Source organism: Streptomyces sp. NPDC059371 (genome assembly GCF_042751995.1).
GTDB lineage: Bacteria > Actinomycetota > Actinomycetes > Streptomycetales > Streptomycetaceae > Streptomyces.
In genome coordinates, this window is record NZ_JBHYXD010000139.1 from 1 (window position 1) to 18,015 (window position 18,015).

At 72.5% G+C, this 18,015-nt stretch carries 19 protein-coding genes; 7 read left to right on the forward strand and 12 right to left on the reverse strand.

Annotated elements, in window-relative coordinates:
* Positions 1-109: 109 nt before the first annotated feature.
* From ACFXGX_RS40225 to sigE, 5 genes are all read right to left on the reverse strand, one after another.
* Positions 110-769 carry a hypothetical protein gene (locus ACFXGX_RS40225; protein WP_384802435.1) on the reverse strand — a complete coding sequence of 220 codons (660 nt, stop codon included), beginning with the start codon at positions 767-769 and terminating at the stop codon, positions 110-112.
* A gap of 345 nt (positions 770-1,114) precedes the next feature.
* The gene (locus tag ACFXGX_RS40230; RefSeq protein WP_384802438.1) at positions 1,115-1,567 is read right to left on the reverse strand and encodes a sec-independent translocase; all 453 of its coding nucleotides are present in this window, start codon (positions 1,565-1,567) and stop codon (positions 1,115-1,117) included.
* 220 nt (positions 1,568-1,787) lie between these two features.
* Positions 1,788-3,383 (reverse strand): trypsin-like peptidase domain-containing protein, encoded by a 1,596-nt coding sequence (locus ACFXGX_RS40235; protein WP_384802476.1) that lies wholly within the window; start codon positions 3,381-3,383, stop codon positions 1,788-1,790.
* 652 nt (positions 3,384-4,035) lie between these two features.
* Complete coding sequence (locus tag ACFXGX_RS40240; protein ID WP_384802441.1) at positions 4,036-4,977, reverse strand: anti-sigma factor family protein; 942 nt, start codon at positions 4,975-4,977, stop codon at positions 4,036-4,038.
* Positions 4,974-5,672 carry an RNA polymerase sigma factor SigE gene (sigE, locus tag ACFXGX_RS40245; RefSeq protein WP_361688844.1) on the reverse strand — a complete coding sequence of 233 codons (699 nt, stop codon included), beginning with the start codon at positions 5,670-5,672 and terminating at the stop codon, positions 4,974-4,976. The genes ACFXGX_RS40240 and sigE overlap by 4 nt, the downstream gene beginning before the upstream one ends.
* A 227-nt stretch (positions 5,673-5,899) precedes the next feature.
* Between sigE and ACFXGX_RS40250 the strand changes: the two genes are divergently transcribed.
* A complete protein-coding gene (locus ACFXGX_RS40250) occupies positions 5,900-6,601 on the forward strand; it encodes an O-methyltransferase (protein ID WP_384802479.1) in 702 nt (233 codons plus the stop codon).
* Between the two features lie 119 nt (positions 6,602-6,720).
* On the opposite strand, the gene ACFXGX_RS40255 is transcribed toward ACFXGX_RS40250, so the two are convergent.
* Positions 6,721-6,888, reverse strand: coding sequence for a DUF3117 domain-containing protein (locus ACFXGX_RS40255; RefSeq protein WP_003966491.1), 168 nt, complete (start codon positions 6,886-6,888; stop codon positions 6,721-6,723).
* Positions 6,889-7,252: 364 nt separating this feature from the next.
* On the opposite strand from ACFXGX_RS40255, the gene ACFXGX_RS40260 reads away from it, so the two are divergent.
* Positions 7,253-8,056 (forward strand): enoyl-CoA hydratase/isomerase family protein, encoded by an 804-nt coding sequence (locus ACFXGX_RS40260; RefSeq protein WP_384802444.1) that lies wholly within the window; start codon positions 7,253-7,255, stop codon positions 8,054-8,056.
* A 73-nt stretch (positions 8,057-8,129) separates the two neighbouring features.
* On the opposite strand, the gene ACFXGX_RS40265 is transcribed toward ACFXGX_RS40260, so the two are convergent.
* Both ACFXGX_RS40265 and ACFXGX_RS40270 read right to left on the reverse strand, forming a co-directional pair.
* Positions 8,130-8,711, reverse strand: a complete 582-nt coding sequence (locus ACFXGX_RS40265) for a DNA-3-methyladenine glycosylase I (protein ID WP_384802447.1) — start codon at positions 8,709-8,711, stop codon at positions 8,130-8,132.
* Positions 8,708-9,058 carry a DivIVA domain-containing protein gene (locus ACFXGX_RS40270; RefSeq protein WP_384802450.1) on the reverse strand — a complete coding sequence of 117 codons (351 nt, stop codon included), beginning with the start codon at positions 9,056-9,058 and terminating at the stop codon, positions 8,708-8,710. Before ACFXGX_RS40270 ends, ACFXGX_RS40265 begins: the two co-directional genes overlap by 4 nt.
* A gap of 173 nt (positions 9,059-9,231) precedes the next feature.
* Here ACFXGX_RS40270 and folP point away from each other — a divergent pair, with 173 nt between their 5' ends.
* Positions 9,232-10,092: a dihydropteroate synthase gene (gene folP, locus ACFXGX_RS40275; protein WP_384802453.1), complete on the forward strand. Its 861-nt coding sequence runs from the start codon at positions 9,232-9,234 to the stop codon at positions 10,090-10,092.
* Positions 10,093-10,309: 217 nt separating this feature from the next.
* On the opposite strand, the gene ACFXGX_RS40280 is transcribed toward folP, so the two are convergent.
* Positions 10,310-11,068, reverse strand: a complete 759-nt coding sequence (locus tag ACFXGX_RS40280) for a TIGR00730 family Rossman fold protein (RefSeq protein WP_384802455.1) — start codon at positions 11,066-11,068, stop codon at positions 10,310-10,312.
* Between the two features lie 148 nt (positions 11,069-11,216).
* Entirely contained in the window at positions 11,217-12,296 is a 1,080-nt protein-coding gene (dapE, locus tag ACFXGX_RS40285) for a succinyl-diaminopimelate desuccinylase (RefSeq protein WP_384802458.1), read from the reverse strand.
* A 129-nt stretch (positions 12,297-12,425) separates the two neighbouring features.
* On the opposite strand from dapE, the gene ACFXGX_RS40290 reads away from it, so the two are divergent.
* Positions 12,426-13,481, forward strand: coding sequence for a heavy metal transporter (locus ACFXGX_RS40290; RefSeq protein ID WP_384802461.1), 1,056 nt, complete (start codon positions 12,426-12,428; stop codon positions 13,479-13,481).
* Positions 13,482-13,825: 344 nt separating this feature from the next.
* A complete protein-coding gene (locus ACFXGX_RS40295) occupies positions 13,826-14,272 on the forward strand; it encodes an ATP-binding protein (protein WP_384802464.1) in 447 nt (148 codons plus the stop codon).
* A gap of 92 nt (positions 14,273-14,364) precedes the next feature.
* Here ACFXGX_RS40295 and ACFXGX_RS40300 read toward each other — a convergent pair whose 3' ends face one another.
* A complete protein-coding gene (locus ACFXGX_RS40300) occupies positions 14,365-15,459 on the reverse strand; it encodes a bifunctional succinyldiaminopimelate transaminase/glutamate-prephenate aminotransferase (protein WP_384802467.1) in 1,095 nt (364 codons plus the stop codon).
* 154 nt (positions 15,460-15,613) lie between these two features.
* Positions 15,614-15,934, reverse strand: a complete 321-nt coding sequence (gene fdxA, locus ACFXGX_RS40305) for a ferredoxin (RefSeq protein ID WP_019058397.1) — start codon at positions 15,932-15,934, stop codon at positions 15,614-15,616.
* A 141-nt stretch (positions 15,935-16,075) separates the two neighbouring features.
* Here fdxA and ACFXGX_RS40310 point away from each other — a divergent pair, with 141 nt between their 5' ends.
* Together ACFXGX_RS40310 and ACFXGX_RS40315 are read left to right on the forward strand one after the other, a co-directional pair.
* Positions 16,076-17,107 carry a GNAT family N-acetyltransferase gene (locus tag ACFXGX_RS40310; protein WP_384802470.1) on the forward strand — a complete coding sequence of 344 codons (1,032 nt, stop codon included), beginning with the start codon at positions 16,076-16,078 and terminating at the stop codon, positions 17,105-17,107.
* A gap of 17 nt (positions 17,108-17,124) precedes the next feature.
* On the forward strand, positions 17,125-17,976 hold the full coding sequence (locus ACFXGX_RS40315; protein WP_384802473.1) for a tetratricopeptide repeat protein: 852 nt from the start codon (positions 17,125-17,127) through the stop codon (positions 17,974-17,976).
* The last annotated feature ends 39 nt before the right edge of the window (positions 17,977-18,015 follow it).

The window sequence follows — 18,015 nt, forward strand, 5'->3', positions numbered from 1 at the left end:
GGTTCGGTGGTGGGGTGGTTTTGTGCGGCGCGGGGGGGGGGGCCCGCTGCGGGGCCACCCCCCCCCCCTCCTTCGTACAGGAACCGATTTCCTTGACGCAGGAACCGATTTACTGGGCGTAGGACCCGATGTCCTTGATCACCGCGAAGCCGAGCCCGTACGCGCTCATCCCCCGCCCGTACGCGCCCACGTGAACGCCTTCCTGGGTGGAACCCGCGAGGACCCAGCCGAACTCGGACTCGCGGTAGTGGAAGGGCGTGGGAACGCCGTCCACGGGCAGCGACAGGGTCGACCATTCCGAGCCGTCCAGGTCGTCGGCCAGCACCCACGCGGTCTCGGTCTGCTGGTCCAGCCAGTCGTCGCGCAGGCTGTGGTCCATCTGGCCGGGCCAGGTGAAGGACAGCAGCCCCACACCGGCCAGCCAGGCCGCCGAGGACACCGAGGTGGCCTCCAGCAGTCCCGTGCCGTCCGCGCTGCGCCGTACGGGGCTGGCGGCGACGGTGACCACCACCGCGAACCGTTCCTTGTCCTCGCCGGGCTCGGGGCGCACGGAAGGCTCGTCCCCGTGTCCGACGGAACCGTGCTCGACCATGCCGTCCGCGGAGGTGCCCACCTGCATCAGCCAGCGCTGCCCCGTGAAGGCCTCGTCGAGGCCGTACCAGGGGAAGGGCGCCAGCAGGTAGCCGTCGACCGTACGCCGGGCGGTGGGGACCTGTTGGCCACCCTCCGCGGCCGGCGCTTGCGCGCCTACCCGACTTGTCGTCTCCATTGCCGGACGCCTCCTCGCTCTCGTCGGACCGGGCGGCCCACCCCCCTCGGGCGACCTTGTCGGTCCGCACAACAACTGGGCAGCATAGCCACCCTGCTCGGGCCAGCGTCGAAAGCGCCCGGCGCGTAAGGCGCGCGAACGGCGTATTCGGACCGCGCGGGGCCTGTCCGCGGCCTGCGGAGGGAGGCGGTCCGGGGCCGAGTCCGCCCGTCTCGGAGCAGGGCTCCGCGCCCCGAGAGGGTCCTGGCTGCCCGGCCGCGGGCGCTCCCGTGCGACGGGCCGCTCCGCGGTACTCCGTACGGATCAGACGGTGCCGTACGGGGATCGGACGTCGTCGTAAAGGGATCAGGTGGCGTCGGCGTCGTACGGCGGGCGCTCGTCGCCGTCGAGCTTCTCGCGCTTCTTCGTCATGTCGACGGAGCCGCCGGAGGTCTTCGTCATGTCGACGGAGCCGCCGGACGCCGAGGAGCCGGACTCGTTGCTGTGCACCGCGTCCGTGACCTCGGCCATCTCCTTCTTCAGGTCGAAGCCGTTGCGGATCTCCTTGAGCCCCAGCTCGTCGTTGTCGAGCTGCTTGCGTATGAACGTCTTGGGGTTGAGATCCTCGAACTCGAAGTCCTTGAACTCCGGGCCCAGTTCGTCGCGGATGTCCGCCTTGGCGCTCTCCGAGAACTCGCGGATCTTGCGGATCGTGCGCGAGACGTCCTGAATCATCTTCGGGAGCTTGTCGGGACCGAAGACGAGCACGGCCAGGACGACGAGCGTCACCAGCTCAAGCGGTCCTACGTCATTGAACACCTGTAGCTCCTCGCGATGACCTCGGTCCTCGGCCCTCGGGAGTCTTCCGTGGTCCGGGCCGCATCCAACCGTACCCGTCGATCCCGTCCGTCCGGAACTGTCCAGGGGCTTCCGCCTTCGGGTGCACCGCGGGTTTTCCTCGATGTTTGCCGTCCGGAGCTGGGACGTCGTGCTCGACTGTGAGGTTCGTGTCACTCGCCGGTCCGGACGCCGGCACCCCTCAGCCGCCGTCCGCCGAACCGAGGACCAGGGTGATCGTCCGGTCCGCGCCGCCCCGCCTGACGGTCAGCCGGAGGTGGTCTCCGGGCCGGTGGGCGCGGGTCTTCACGATGAGTTCCTCACCGGAGTGGACCCGCGTGCCGTCGACCTCGGTGATGACGTCACCGGCCTTGATGCCCGCCTTGGCGCCGGGACCGCCGACCGTGACGGGAGCACCGCCCCCGGCGGCCTTGGTGCCGACCCGTGCTCCGTCGCCCGTGTAGTTCATGTCGAGAGTGACACCGATCACAGGGTGGGTGGCCTTGCCGGTGTTGATGAGCTCCTCGGCGACGCGCTTGGCCTGGTTCACGGGGATGGCGAAGCCGAGCCCTATCGAACCGGCCTGACCGGTCCCCAGGTCGGAGCCGCTGTCGGCGGAACGGATGGCGCTGTTGATGCCGATGACACGGGCGCGGGAGTCGAGCAGCGGCCCGCCCGAGTTGCCCGGGTTGATCGGCGCGTCGGTCTGGAGGGCGTCCACGTACGAGACGTCGCTGCCGTCGCCCTTCTCGCCGCCCGCCGTGATGGGCCGGTCCTTGGCGCTGATGATCCCGGAGGTGACCGTGTTGGCGAGGTCGAAGGGCGCGCCGATGGCGACGACGGGGTCGCCGACCTGGACGCTGTCGGAGTTGCCCAGCGCTATCGGGGCCAGACCACCGACTCCGGAGACCTTGACCACGGCGAGGTCGTAGCCGCTGTCGTGTCCGACGACCCGGGCCTTCGCGGTCTGGCCGCCGCTGAACGTCACGGTGATCGTGCCGTTGTTGCCGGCGGGGTCGATCACGTGGTTGTTGGTGAGGATGTGTCCCTCGCCGTCGAGCACGAAGCCGGTTCCGGTGCCGTCCTCCTCGCTGCCGTGCACATGCAGGGTGACGACGCTGGGCAGCGCGTGGGCCGCGATCCCGGCGACGCTGTCCGGGGCGCGCCCCGGGGCCTCCTTGGCGGCCTGCGGCAGCTCGACGTCCGTCAGTCCCCCGTTCCGCTCCAGATAGGCCCCCACGGCGCCGCCCACGCCGCCGGACACCAGCGCGAGCACGACGGCGGCGAGGGCCAGGGACTTCCTCGCCCTCCCGCGCCGCTGCGCCACGGTGGGCACGGCGACGCCGTTCTGCTGGAAGGGTCCGCTGTGCTGGAGGTGGCCGTGCTCCTGCGGGGAGCCGGAGGTGACGGCCCAGGGGTCGTAGTTCCGCCAGGGATCGGGGGTGGCCGCCTCGGCCGGCTCGACGGTCTCGGCCGGCGCGTCGGAGGCGACCGGGGCGTCGGAGGCGACCGGGGCGGGAGGGGCCGTGGGTCCGGCGGGGTGCTGGACCGGCGGGGCGGGCGCCCAGGGGCCGGGGCGGCCGTAGGGCGGCGTGCCGTAGGGGTCGGGCGCGTGCAGGGGCGCGGCGGGCCGCTGAAGCTCGAAGTCTCCACCGTCGCCGCCCTCGCCGTGACCACCGGCGCCGCAGGCACACTCGGCGTCGCCGCCGGTGTTGCCGGCACGGGCGCCGTCGGCGTGACCGGCGGCAGCGGCAGCGGCAGCGGCAGCGGCAGCGGCGTCACGGTCCCCGTCGCCGATGTTGCCGTCGTCGGCGCCGCCAGCGGCGTCACGGTCGGCGTCGCCCCCGTTGTTGCCGTCGCCAGTGGTGTCGGCGACGGTGTCGGCGGCAGCGTCACCGCCGCCCTCGGTCCCGGCACCGGCCTGAACGGCGGCCCTGGGGGCGCCCTCGGTCCCGGCCTGCGCGTCGGCTCGGTACGCGGGGGCGGGGACGGCGGGAGGCCCTGGTTGGGCGGGGACGGGAACGCGCGCGGGCCGTTCCAGTTCGTAGTCGCCGCCGGTGTCGCCCTCGCGGGTGTCTCCCGGGTGCGGCCGCGTCGCGGACGTGCCCGGCGCAGCGCCGGTGTCGCCCTCGCGGGTGTCTCCCGGGTGCGGTTCGGGCGCGGCCGGTTCCGCGGCGTCCGCGGTCGCCCGGGCGGCGGCGGGGTGGGTGGGATCCGGTTCCGTGGGGTGAGCCGGTGCGGTGTCTCTCTCCTCGGCCTCGGGCCGGGGTCGACTCCACCACTTCGTCTTCGTGGGCCTGCCCTCGTTCATGCTCTCCCCACACCCGGCCCGCGGCACAGCGCGCCGACGGCCACCACAGACTTGTCGCCTCCGCGTCCGTGATCCCTCCCGCGGACGCGGCCCACCCCGGATTCAACCAGGTTCCCGGGCCGACGCGCAGAGGGCGGTGTCAGCGGGCGTTACGAGGGGTGGAGGACGGGGACGAAGTGGTGGACGGTGTCGCGGCGGGGGCGGCGAGCAGGCCCGGAGCCGGGGTCGGTGTGAACGGCTGGACGTCGGTGAGGGGACGTATGAGCGGGGACATCGCGGCGGCACCGGCGACCACCGGTGTCGTCAGCGTGTGCACGGCGTCCTGGCCGCGGCCCGCCGGAGCGGGAACTCCGGGCAGCAGCGGGGCGGACACCGAGGTCGGCGCCACCGGGCCGTTGCCGAGCGACCGCTCGCCCTGGGCGAGCAGCGGTCCGGTGGACCGGCGGCGCTGCGACTCGGGAGTCGAGGTCGCCCCCGTGCCCTGGGACCGGGACGGCGTGACATTGCTCCCGGCGCCGGCCCCTCCGCGCGCGTCCGTGTCCCCGGGCATGCCGGTGGTCACTCCGCCGAGTGCGACGGCCGCGAGCGACACCGCGCCCGCGGCGACGAAGGCGAACCGCAGCCCGCGCGAGGCGGAGCGGTCGGCCTCGTGGCGGCTGACGTCATGGATGCGGAAGCCGCGCCCCGGAGCGGGAGGCAGTACATCGGCGTGCGGTCCGGCCGGCACGTACCCGAAGGTCCCGCCCCGCATTCCGAAGGCTCCGGGCAGCCCGGAGCCCGTGGAGCCGCCGGGCAGTCCGCCGCCGAAGCTGCCGCCGTTCAGTCGCGGGCTGTCGGCGTCGCCTCCCCCGGGGAGTCCCTGGAGGCGGGCGAGGAAGCTCTCGGAGGGCGGCGGCGGGGCCATCTCCGCGAAGACGTTCTTCAGTCGGCGCTGGGCGTCGGCCTCGGCCTTGCACTTGGCGCAGGTGGCGAGGTGGGCCAGGACGCGGTCGCGCGACTCATGACCGAGCTCTCCGTCCACCAGGGCGGAAAGTCGGTCCCCGAGGTGCTGCTCGGAAGGGGTGGGACGGGTTCCAGTCACGCGGTCGCGCCCCCTCCCCCCAGCACGGGCACACGGGCCGCGAACGAGCGACGCTCGGCGCGGGCCTCGGGAGACCGGTGTGCCAGGGCCTTGCGGAGCTGGGAGCGACCGCGGTGGATCCGGGAACGGACCGTGCCGAGCTTGACGCCCAGGGTCGCGGCGATCTCCTCGTAGGACAGTCCCTCGATGTCGCAGAGGACGACGGCGGCGCGGAACTCGGGCGCGAGGGTGTCCAGCGCCTGCTGGACGTCGGCGTCGAAGTGCGCGTCGTTGAAGACCTGCTGCGGGGAGGGTTCGCGGCTGGGCAGCCGCTCGGCCGCGTCGTCGCCGAGGGCGTCGAAGCGGATGCGCTGCTTGCGCCGCACCATGTCGAGGAAGAGGTTCGTGGTGATGCGGTGGAGCCAGCCCTCGAAGGTGCCGGGCGTGTAGGTCGACAGCGAGCGGAAGACGCGGACGAAGACTTCCTGGGTGAGGTCCTCGGCGTCGTGCTGGTTGCCCGTGAGGCGGTAGGCAAGACGGTAGACGCGACCGCTGTGGGTGCTGACGATCTCCTCCCAGGTGGGCGGAGTCCATGCCTGCGCCTCCGCGTCGGTGGTGAACGTCGCGGTCTGCGCGGGGGCAGCAACGGGGAGCTGGTCGGCGTTGTCGGTCACGGATTTCGGCTCACCGGTCGATCTGAGCAGGCGCCGCAGCACTCCTCCCCGATCCACAGGCGCAGCCGCACCTCCCCTGTCGGCTCTGGTGGTGTCCAGTGGAGCCCCTACCATAGCCACCTCGCCCGTTAGCTCCGGATAAGCGGTTTTACGGGAATTTGATACGGGCTCATATGGGGCCGCCGGCGTCCGCCCGCGGCCCCGCTCCGTGTACCGACCCATCGACTTCCCCCCGCTCGGTTCTCCCACCCCTCTAAACGTCCGGTCCCATCCGCAGGTTCCCAGCACCAACGGATACAGTCACGCCCAGGCAACCACGGGGACAGGAGAGGGTCATTACCGGCAACCGGCAGACGAGCTGGGCGGCGTTCGCCGACGCCTTTGTCGCCGAGGACGAGACGCTGCGCTGGGCCCGGGACCGGGCCCACGAGGCCGGCCTGCGCTCGGTGTCACCCGGCACGGGCGCCGCGCTGCGCATGCTCGCCGCCACAGTGGACGCGAAGGCGGTCGCCGAGATCGGTACGGGGACCGGCGTCTCCGGAATTCATCTTCTGCACGGCATGCGGCCGGACGGGGTACTGACCACCGTGGATCCGGAGCCGGAGCGCCAGCAGTTCGCCCGCCAGGCCTTCCGCGCCGCCGGGTTCGCCAGCAACCGGGCGCGCTTCATCCCGGGCCGCGCGCTGGACGTCCTGCCCCGTCTCGCGGACGCCGGATACGACCTGGTCTTCTGCGACGGCGACCGGCTGGAGAGCCTGGACTACCTCGCTGAATCGTTGCGTCTGCTGCGCCCGGGCGGGCTCGTCGCCTTCGAGGGCGTCTTCGCGGACGGCCGCACCGTGGACTCGGGGCCGCAGCCGGCCGAGGTGACCCGGCTGCGCGAGCTGCTGCGCGCGGTGCGCGAGAGCCAGGAGCTGGTGCCCTCACTGCTGCCGGTGGGCGACGGCCTACTGTGCGCGGTCAAGCGCTGACCTGCCCGTTCTCGCCGTTCGAGGCGGCCCGGCAGTCCCGTACGACGGTGAAAGAACGACTTCCCCGGCACCATGTGCGGTGCCGGGGAAGCCGAAAGAGGTAAGGGTCGCGTTCCGCGTCAGCCGACGACCTTCTTGAGGGCATCGCCGAGGGCGTCGGCCTCGTCAGGGGTCAGCTCGACGACGAGCCGACCGCCGCCTTCGAGCGGAACGCGCATGACGATGCCCCGCCCCTCCTTGGTCACCTCGAGCGGGCCATCGCCCGTCCGCGGCTTCATGGCCGCCATGCTCGTTCCCCTTCCTGAAACCAGCTCATCGTCGCCGACGGCCCCCTCGGAGGGCACGCACGTCCTCTCATAGGACACACGTCACCGGCATCGAACACATTGCTTCCAGGCCATTATCCCGCATCTCAGGACCCGATGACCAACATCAGTCGGCATCGCTTGCGCAACGCGCTTGAGCAAAACCACCCAATTCGGCGATGTGGCTGCGATACTGCGCCGCCGCATCGGCCTTCACGGCGCGAAATTCTTTGACGCAGGTCACATGGAGGCCCCGCGCCACCGCCGGTGATCTCCGCCATGCTGTCATCTGACACAGGACGTACCGGCCGGTACGACGAGCCGCGACCCCCGGAAGGGACCCACCATGGCCGACACCGTGCTCTACGAGGTGAGCGACGGACTCGCGACGATCACACTGAACCGCCCCGAGGCGATGAACGCGATGAACGTCGAGACCAAGGTCGCCTTCCGGGACGCGGCGCAGGCAGCCGCCGCGGACGACGCCGTACGGGCCATCCTGCTGACCGCGGCCGGTGACCGGGCGTTCTGCGTCGGCCAGGATCTCAAGGAGCACATCGGGCTGCTGGCCGCCGACCGGGAGTCGGGGTCGGGCGGGACGATGAGCACCGTCCGCGAGCACTACAACCCCATCGTGCGGGCGCTGGTCGGTGCCGCGAAGCCCGTGGTGGCCGGGGTCAACGGTGTCGCGGCCGGGGCCGGGTTCGGTTTCGCGCTGGCCGCGGACTACCGCGTCGTCGCCGACACGGCCGCCTTCAACACGTCCTTCGCCGGTGTCGCGCTGACCGCCGACTCGGGGATCTCCTGGACGCTGCCGCGGGTGATCGGCCCGAGCCGTGCCGCCGACCTGCTGCTCTTCCCGCGCAGCATCAGCGCCCAGGAGGCGTACGAGCTGGGCATCGCGAACCGGGTGGTTCCGTCCGGCGAGGTGCGGGCCGAGGCGGAGAAGGTGGCACGGGCCCTGGCCTCCGGGCCGACGCTGGCGTACGCCGCCCTGAAGGAGTCCGTCGCCTTCGGGCTCGGCCACTCGCTGGAGGAGACCCTGGAGAAGGAGGACGAGCTCCAGGGGCGGGCCGGTGCCTCCGAGGACCACGCCATCGCGGTCCAGGCGTTCGTGAACAAGGAGAAGCCCAAGTACCTGGGGCGCTGAACCTCCGGGGGTTCGCCGCGGACCGCGCGTTCGGCCCGCGGCGGACGCCTCCGCGCCCGCGAGGGCGTCACGGTCAGCCGGCGTCACGCACCGCGCAGTCGGCCAGATGGTCGTTCACCAGGCCGCACGCCTGCATCAGGGCGTACGCCGTCGTCGGGCCCACGAAGCGGATGCCGCGTTTCTTGAGCGCCTTGGACAGGGCGGTCGACTCGTCGGTGACCGCCGGTACGTCGGAGAGCTTCTCGGGGGCCGGACGCGAGGTGTGGTCGGGGGCGAAGGACCAGACGAACTCGTCCAGCTCGCCCGGGGCCCACGCGGCCAGCACGCGCGCGTTGGCGACGGTCGCCCGGATCTTGGCGCCGTTGCGGATGATCCCGGGGTCGGCGAGCAGGCGCTCCTCGTCGGCCTCCGTGAAGGTCGCGACCTTGGCGATCTCGAAGTCCGCGAAGGCCGCGCGGAAGCCGGGGCGGCGGCGCAGGATGGTGATCCACGACAGCCCCGACTGGAAGGCCTCCAGGCACAGCCGCTCGTAGAGGGCGTCGTCGCCGCGGACGGGCCTGCCCCACTCCTCGTCGTGATACGCCACGTAGTCCTCGGTGGACAGCGCCCAGGGGCAGCGCAGCAGTCCGTCGGCTCCGGCCAGCGCGTCGCTCACCGCTCGTCCTCGGGGTGCTTGCGCAGCGAGGTGGTGCTGCTCGCCGCGCGGGCCCCCGCGAGCGCCGACTCCAGATCGGCGATCCGGGCGTCCCGCTCGCCGATCTCGGCGCCGAGCCGGCCCAGGGCGTCGTCGACGTCGATCATGCGGTAGCCGCGCACGGTGACGGCGAATCGCAGGGCGTCCACGTCACCCTTGTGCACCGGGCGGTCGTACGGCAGCGGATCGTGCAGCCGCTCGGGCTCGGCGTCGGGAAGGGGTGCGCTCTCACCGCCGCCCACCACGGACAGGGTCACCGCGGCGACCACGACGGCGAGGGCGACGACCAGGAACAAGAACATGAACATCGCTGAGGTCCCCACGCTCTGGTGCCGGCGCGGGTCGCGTCGGCGCGAAAGTACTGGTGCTGACGAAAGCAGTCTGACGCTGGAAGTGTCAGGCTCCGATCGTGCCATGCGAGTGTGACAGTTAAGGTCGCAGGCGGCTTATCGGTGCGACTGACGGGGAGAGGTCACAGGGGATGCTCAGGCTGGGCAGGCGCGAATTCGAGGCGCACGAGCCGGTGATCATGGCGATCGTGAACCGGACCCCGGACTCCTTCTACGACCAGGGGGCCACCTTCCGCGACGAGCCCGCTCTCGCGCGCGTGGAGCAGGCGGTGTCCGACGGGGCCGCCATCATCGACATCGGCGGGGTCAAGGCCGGTCCGGGCGAGGAGGTCACCGCCGAGGAGGAGGCGCGGCGGACGGTCGGCTTCGTCGCCGAGGTGCGCCGCCGCTTCCCGGATGTGGTCATCAGCGTCGACACCTGGCGGCACGAGGTCGGCGAGGCGGTCTGCGAGGCCGGCGCCGACCTGCTCAACGACGCCTGGGGCGGGGTCGATCCCCGGCTGGCCGAGGTGGCCGCCCGGTACGGGGCGGGGCTCGTGTGCACGCACGCCGGAGAGTCCGAGCCGCGCACGCGGCCGCACCGGATCGCCTACGACGACGTGATGGCCGACATCCTGCGGGTCACGCTCGGCCTCGCGGAGCGCGCGGTCGCCCTCGGGGTGCCCCGCGAGTCGGTGCTCATCGATCCCGGACACGACTTCGGGAAGAACACCCGGCACAGTCTGGAGGCGACGCGGCGGCTCGGGGAGATGGTCTCCACCGGGTGGCCGGTTCTCGTCTCGCTCTCCAACAAGGACTTCGTCGGCGAGACGCTCGACAAGCCGGTCAAGGAGCGGGTCCTCGGGACCCTGGCGACGACCGCGGTCTCGGCGTGGCTGGGGGCGCAGGTGTACCGCGTCCACGAGGTCGCGGAGACCCGTCAGGTGCTGGACATGGTGGCGTCGATCGCCGGGCACCGGCCGCCGGCGGTGGCCCGGCGCGGACTGGCGTAGCGGGCCGGGCACGGACCTGGCGGACCTGGCGGACCTGGCGGACCTGGCGGACCTGGCGGGCCTGGGCGAATGAGCCCGGCGGACCTGGAGGGCCTGGGCGAATGGGCCCGGCAGGCCTGAGCGGACAGAGGTCGACGGGGAGCATGGGAGGGACCATGGAAGCGGTCCCTCCCGTGCCCGCCGTGCCCCGGGCGTACGGGCCCGGAGCGGCCGGCCTCTAGCGGCCGGCCTCCTTCGACACCAGTGCCACCGCTTCGTCCACGTCGTCGGTCACGTGGAACAGCATCAAGTCCTTCTCCGCCGCCTTGCCCTGGGCGACGAGGGTGTTCCTGAGCCAGTCCACCAGGCCGCCCCAGTACTCCGTGCCGAACAGCACGATGGGGAAGCGGGTGACCTTCTGGGTCTGGACCAGCGTGAGCGCCTCGAAGAGCTCGTCGAGGGTGCCGAGGCCGCCGGGCAGGACCACGAACCCTTGCGCGTACTTGACGAACATCATTTTTCGCACGAAGAAGTAGCGAAAGTTCAGGCCGATGTCGACGTACTGGTTCAGCCCCTGCTCGAAGGGCAGCTCGATGCCGAGGCCGACGGAGATGCCCTTCGCCTCAAGGGCGCCCTTGTTGGCGGCCTCCATGGCACCCGGTCCGCCACCGGTGATCACCGCGAACCCTGCGTCCACCAAGCCGCGGCCGAGAGCGACACCCGCCTCGTACTCGGCCGAGCCGACCGGGGTCCGCGCCGAGCCGAACACACTGATCGCGGCCGGGAGTTCGGCCAGCGTGCCGAAGCCCTCGATGAACTCCGACTGGATGCGCAGAACACGCCAGGGATCGGTGTGCACCCAGTCCGAAGGACCGCCCGCGTCCAGCAGTCGCTGATCCGTGGTGCTCGCCTGAACCTGGTCCCGCCTGCGCAGCACCGGGCCCAGCCGCTGCTCCTCAGGTGGCCGCTTCTTGCCCCTCGGGTCTCCAGTAGCCATGTCCACTCCCTCCGCGTACGGATCTCCCCCGCCCCGGCCGAAACCGGTGCGGGGGAAGGTCGTTCCGCCCCAGCGTAGATCTCCGCTGGTTACGGCGGGGGGACGTGGGCATGTCCGCCGTGAACAGCCGACGGGTACGGGGCGCTCCTCAGGCGGTGAGCCAGGCGCGCAGGCGCTGTTCGCCCGCGAGGATCTTGGCCGTTTCCACGCGCTCGTCCCGCTTGTGGGCCAGGTGCGGATTGCCTGGTCCGTAGTTGACCGCCGGGATGCCGAGGCCGCTGAAACGGGAGACGTCCGTCCAGCCGTACTTGGGCTGCGGGGTGCCCCCCACCGCCTCGATGAACGCGGCGGCCGCCGGGTGGGACAGGCCGGGGAGGGCGGCACCGCTGTGGTCGTCGACGACGAACTCCGCCACACCGCAGTCGGCGAAGACCTCGCGGACGTGCTCGATCGCCTCCTCCTCGGTGCGGTCGGGCGCGTAGCGGAAGTTGACGGTGACGACGCACTCGTCGGGGATGACGTTGCCGGCGACCCCTCCGGAGATGTTCACCGCGTTCAGGCCCTCGCGGTACTCCAGACCGTCGATCACCGGGTAGCGCGGCTCGTACGCGGCCAGCGCGGCCAGGATCGGGGAGGCCGCGTGGATCGCGTTCGAGCCCATCCAGCTCCGGGCCGAGTGGGCCCGTTCGCCCTTGGTCTTCAGCAGGACCCGCAGCGTCCCCTGGCAGCCGCCCTCGACCTGTCCGTCGGAGGGCTCCAGGAGGACCGCGAAGTCGCCCCGCAGCCACTCGGGGCGGGCCTCGGCCACATGCTTCAGCCCGTTCAGATCGGCCGCGACCTCCTCGTTGTCGTAGAAGACGAAGGTGAGGTCCCGGTTGGGCTCGGGGACGGTGGCCGCGATACGGAGCTGGACGGCGACGCCCGACTTCATGTCACAGGTGCCGCAGCCCCACAGCACGCCGTTCTCGTCGAGGCGGGAGGGCACGTTGCCGGCGATCGGCACGGTGTCGATGTGACCGGCCAGGACGACCCGCTCGGCGCGGCCCAGGTCGGTGCGGGCCACGACGTTGTTGCCGTACCGGTCGACCGTCAGATGCGGCAGGGCCCGCAGGGCCGTCTCGACGGCGTCCGCGAGCGGCTTCTCGTCGCCGCTCTCGGAGCGGAAGTCGACGAGCCGCGCGGTGAGCTCGGCTGCGTCGAGGGTGAGGTCAAGCGGGGTGTCGGCCATGGCGTCGACCCTAGCGCCCCCAGGCCCGGGGGTACCGAAAGCGGCCGGATGCGGTCGTATCCCCCGGCCGCGCCGCCGTTGTCCACAGCCCCAGGGTTCGCCCACAGCGCTCTCCAGTACCTTGTACGCGTGTCTGAGCCGTCCCCCACTCCTGTCCGGCGACGCCGCCGTCGCCTCCTGCGTTTCGGCGGGGCCCTCGTGGTCCTGCTCGCGGTCGCGGGCTACCTCGGCGTGCAGTACCTCACGGGCGGCGTGGGCGCGCCCCGGTGCAAGGTCGTCTCCGCCAACGGCGACGGTGCGTCGTACGAGTTCACTCCCGAACAAGCGGTGAACGCGGCGACGATCTCGGCGATCGGCACCTCGCGCGGTATGCCCGAGCGCGCGGTGGCCATCGCCCTCGCGACGGCGCTCCAGGAGTCGGGGCTGCGCAATATCCAGCACGGCGACCGGGACTCCCTCGGCCTGTTCCAGCAGCGCCCGTCGCAGGGCTGGGGCACGGAGAAGCAGATCATGGACCCGACGTACGCGGCGGGCATCTTCTACGAGCACCTGGCCAAGGTGCCCGGGTACTCGCGGCTGCCGCTCACGGTCGCGGCGCAGCGGGTGCAGCACAGCGGCTTCCCGCAGGCGTACGCCAAGCACGAGCCGGACGCCACGCTGCTCGCCGCCGCCCTGACCGGCCGCGCGGCGGCCACGCTGACCTGTCAGGGGCGCCCGGCGGCGACCCCGGCGGGCGGCCCGGCGCCGGTGCGCGCCGCGCTCGCACGGGACTTCGGACGGGATGTGTTCCAGGAGGCGGGTGCCACGGTGGACGTCGCGGGTTCCGCCGCGTCACCGGCACCGGCCGCCCCGAGGTCTGCGGTCCCCTCGGATTCCCCGGTCTCCAAGGATTCCCCCGCCTCCTCGGCCTCTCCGGCCCCCGTCGCCACGGGGAGCGCCGGCCGGACCGTGACCGTCCCCGTGCCCGAGGGGTCCGGCTCCGGTGCCACGGAGCTCCGCCGCGGCTGGGAGCTGGCGCACTGGGCCGTCGCCAACTCCTCGGCCCTGCACATCGACCGGGTGTCGTACGCGGGGCGCGAGTGGTCCGCGGGGACCGCGGAGGGCTCGTGGCGCACGCCCGACGACAAGAGCGGCGCGGAGGCGGAGGACACCGCGGCCGAGGTCCGGATCGTCACCGGGCAGTAGTACGGGACCTCACCCCTGGGGAGGACGCGGACTCCGGGGGCCCGCGATGTGCGCGCCCTTTCGGGCGCTCACCCCCGGCGTGTGAAAACCCTTGGGGGCAAAGGCCCGTGGCGACTCCACGCGCCCCTCGGCCGGGTATCGTTTGCCCGTTTTTATCCACAACCGATAATGCGACGCATTGCCAACTCTTTACGGCGGGCCACCGCAACCTTCGCGGACTTCGAGCGGTAGTCACTGCGTCCGAGCCCGGAACGATCACCTCCCGATCGAAATCACCTCCCGATCGACTCGGCCGATCGGCTCCGGCAGGACGCTTCCCCGTTCCCTTCCGTCTAAGGAGCACCATGTCCCTCTCCCTGACCCGCCGGATCGCCCGTGTCGCGCTGCTCGTCGCGGCCGGAGCGGCGCCCGTGGTCGGCGCGGCCGGCTCCGCGAGTGCGGCCGTCGACCTGCCGCCCACCCCCGGCCTCGGCGGACTGACCGCCCTGGACGGGGCGAACGTCGGTCACACGCTCGACGGAACCACGCACCGCGCCACCGGGATCGCCGGCACGACCGGCGGCGGGGCGGTCGAGAAGGCCCTGCCGCCCGCGGGCAAGACCGGAACCAAGGTCGCCAAGAAGGCGGCGCCCGCCGCGCGGAAGGTGGCCGGGGCCGCGGCCGGCCATGCCGGAGGGCTCATCGGTGACACCGCGAAGGCCGCGTCCGGCGGCGGCCTGCCGACGGACGCCGTGACCAAGGGCGGCCTGCCGACGGGACAGCTCCCGATGAAGGGCCTGCCGCTGGGCTAGGTCGTGTCGGGCGTACGGCGACGGGGTCCGGGGATTCGCTTCCCCGGACCCCGTTTCGCCGGTCGGCGCGGGCGCTCCCGCCCCTCGGCCGATCAGCGCAGGCGTTCCACCGCCGCCGCCACCCGCTCGTCCGAGGCGGTGAGGGCCACGCGGACGAACCGCTCGCCCGCCTCGCCGTAGAAGTCGCCGGGGGCCACCAGGATGCCCAGCTCGGCCAGGTGGGCCACCGTGGACCAGCAGGACTCGTCCCGGGTCGCCCAGAGGTAGAGGCTCGCCTCGCTGTGCTCGATCCGGAAGCCGTGACCCAGGAGTGCCTCGCGCAGGGCGGTGCGGCGGGCCGCGTAGCGCTCGCGCTGCTCCCGGACGTGCGTGTCGTCCGAGAGCGCGGCGACCACGGCGGCCTGGGTCGGCGCGGAGGTCATCATGCCGCCGTGCTTGCGGATCGCGAGGAGCTCGCCGAGCACGGCGGGGTCGCCCGCGAGGAACGCGGCACGGTAGCCGGCCAGGTTCGAGCGCTTGGACAGCGAGTGGACCGAGACGATCCCCTCGTAGGAGCCGCCGCACACGTCGGGGTGCAGCACCGAGACCGGGTCGGCCTCCCAGCCCAGCTCGATGTAGCACTCGTCGGAGAAGACGAGGACGCCGTGCTCACGGGCCCAGGCGACGATCCGGGCGAGCTCCGCGACGGACAGCACCTTGCCGGTCGGGTTCGACGGGGAGTTCAGCCACAGCAGCTTCAGGCCCGTCGGGTCCAGCTCGGTCGGGTCGTCGTAGACCACGTGCTCCGCGCGGGCGAGCCGCGCGCCGACCTCGTACGTCGGGTAGGCGAGGCGCGGGTGGGCGACCTTGTCGCCGGGACCGAGGCCGAGCTGGGTCGGCAGCCAGGCGACCAGTTCCTTGGAGCCGACGACCGGCAGGACATGACGGTGGGTGACGTCCCGCGCGCCGAGCCGCCGCTCCACCCAGCCCGTGAGCGCGTCCCGCAGCTCGGGCGTGCCCCACACCGTGGGATAGCCGGGCGAGTCCGCGGCCGCGACCAGAGCTTTCTGGATCAGCTCGGGCACCGGGTCGACCGGGGTGCCGACGGACAGGTCGACGATGCCGCCCGGGTGAGCTGCGGCGGTCGCCTTGAAGGGCTCCAGCTTGTCCCAGGGGAAGGTGGGAAGCCGGTCGGAGACTGCGGACACGGGATCAGGCTCACTTTCTCGTACGTACGGCCCGTAGGCGCGGCCACGGGCCACTGCACGGATGCGCGCGGGCGGGCACGACAAACACCTCGGTCCCGTACAGCGACCGGAGGATCAGGCCGTACGGGACCGAGGCGGCGCTCATGCGGGCCGCTTACTGGTTCTGCGGCGGCAGCGCGGCGACGAAGGGGTGGTCGCGCTCGATCAGACCGAGCTTGCTGGCACCGCCGGGCGAGCCGAGCTCGTCGAAGAACTCGACGTTCGCCTTGTAGTAGTCCTTCCACTCCTCCGGAGTGTCGTCCTCGTAGAAGATCGCCTCGACCGGGCACACCGGCTCACAGGCTCCGCAGTCGACGCATTCGTCCGGGTGGATGTACAAGGACCGGGAGCCCTCGTAGATGCAGTCGACCGGGCACTCCTCGATGCACGCCTTGTCCTTGACGTCGACACAAGGCTGCGCGATGACGTAGGTCACGCTGTCGTTCCTCCTCGATAGGGCGCTGGCGGGCCTGTCGTAGGCTCCGCCGCCTGGCGCGCGGGAGCGCGGCGTAGTCGATGCCCGCCCCTAGTATCTCCGTTCCTGGGCATGATCCGAACAGGAGGGGTGAACTGACCTGTGGAATTCTCTGCCGCCGGCCGCCTGGAGGTCCGCGTCACCGCTGCTGACGTGGGGAAACGCGTCTCGGTACGACGCCTGACCGACGATGGAGACACGGTGGAGAAGTTCACCGATACGGTCGGTGTTCTCACATCATGGGACGACGGTGTGCTGCTGATCACACGACGGACCGGGGAGCAGGTCCGGATCGCGGAATCCTCCCTGGTCGCGGCCAAGGTCGTGCCGTCCGCCCCGGCCCGGCGACGCGGCCCCGCGGCGTCCTACGAGGAGCTGGCGCGCGTCGCCGCGCGGGCCTGGCCGCCGGTGGAGAGCGAGCGGCTCGGCGGCTGGGAGCTGCGGGCGGCGGGCGGGTTCACCCGGCGCGCCAACTCCGTGCTGCCGCTGGGCGACCCGGGCGTGCCGCTCGACCGTGCGCTCGCGTACGTACGGGACTGGTACGCGGCTCGTGACCTGCCCGCCTTCATCCAGACCGCCACGGGCGCCGAGGGCACGCAGGAAGTCCTCTGCGGGGAGCTGGAGGCACGGGGCTGGACGCGCGAGGTGACCGCCGGGCTGTGGACCGGGGCGCTGGCGCCGGTCGCGGACCGGGAGGCACCCGGGGTGACGCTCTCCCGCACGGCCGACGAGGCGTGGCTCGGCCGCTATCAGCGCAAGGGTGTGGGCGAGGTGGCCCTCAAGGTGCTGGGCGGCGGTCCCTCGGTGTGGTTCGCGACGGTTCCCGGTGACGGGGGCACGCCTCCGGCGGCGATCGGGCGGTGCGTCGTCGACGGCCGCTGGGCCGGTTTCGCCGCCGTGGAGGTCGATCCGGATCTGCGCCGCCGCGGCCTCGCCACCGCGGTCATGGCCGCCCTGGCCGGCCGGGCACTGGAGGAGGGCGCCTCGGCGGCCTGGCTCCAGGTGGAGGCGGACAACTCCGGAGCCCTGGAGCTGTACGCCCGCATGGGATTCGCCCCGCACCACGCGTACCACCACTACCGCGGGCCGTCCGGCGACACCGGTGCGGGTGTCGAGCCGTATCGATCGACGTGACCGGGCACGAGTGGGCTATGCGTTCCCCTCAGCCACCCGAGCCCGGCCGGGCCGATGAGGTACGGCGCCGGTTCGCCGGCGAGGCGCGGGCCGAGCGGCCCGATCCGGCGGAGCTGTGCCTGCTGGTGGGCGCCGCGGCGGACGGGACCCTGGACGACGCCGGGATGGACGCGGCGCAGATCCTGCTGGACGAGCTGGCGGGCCGGCTGCCCTTCCGTCCGGGCGGCCCCCGGGCCTGGGCGACCGCCCTCGCCGAACTCCTCGGCGGGCGCCTGGGGTACCGGGGCTCACCGGGCGACTACCAGCGGCTCGAATCCTCCCTGCTGCACGCGGTGCTGCGCCGGCGGCGCGGGCTGCCCATCCTGCTCTCGGTGGTGTGGGTGGAGGTCGCGCGGCGGGCCGGGGCGCCGGTGTACGGGGTCGCGCTGCCCGGTCACTTCGTGGTGGGCTTCGGGCCGCCCGAGGAGCAGGTGCTCGCCGACCCCTTCGACGGCGGGCGCGTCCTGACCGGCTCCGACGCGCAGCTCCTCGTCGCGGGCGCGACCGGGGCCCCGCTCGACCCGTCGATGCTCGCCCCCGCCGACCCGCTCGACGTCGTCCTGCGCGTCCTGAACAACATCCGGGCCTGGGCCGCCGCCCGGCCCGAGCGTTCCGACGTGGCCCTGTGGTCGGTGGAGCTGTCCCTGCTGCTGCCCTCGCACCCGGCGCGGCTGCGTTACGAGCGGGCCCAACTCCTCGTCCAGCGGGGCGACTTCCTGACCGGGGCCGCGGAACTCGACGCCTACGCGGACGTGGTGGCGGCGGTCGACGAACCGACCGCGTCCCGAGTCCGCCAACAGGCCCACGCGGCACGGGCGATGCTCAACTGAAGGGGCACGGGGGCGGGAACAGACCATCCGGTCTGTTCC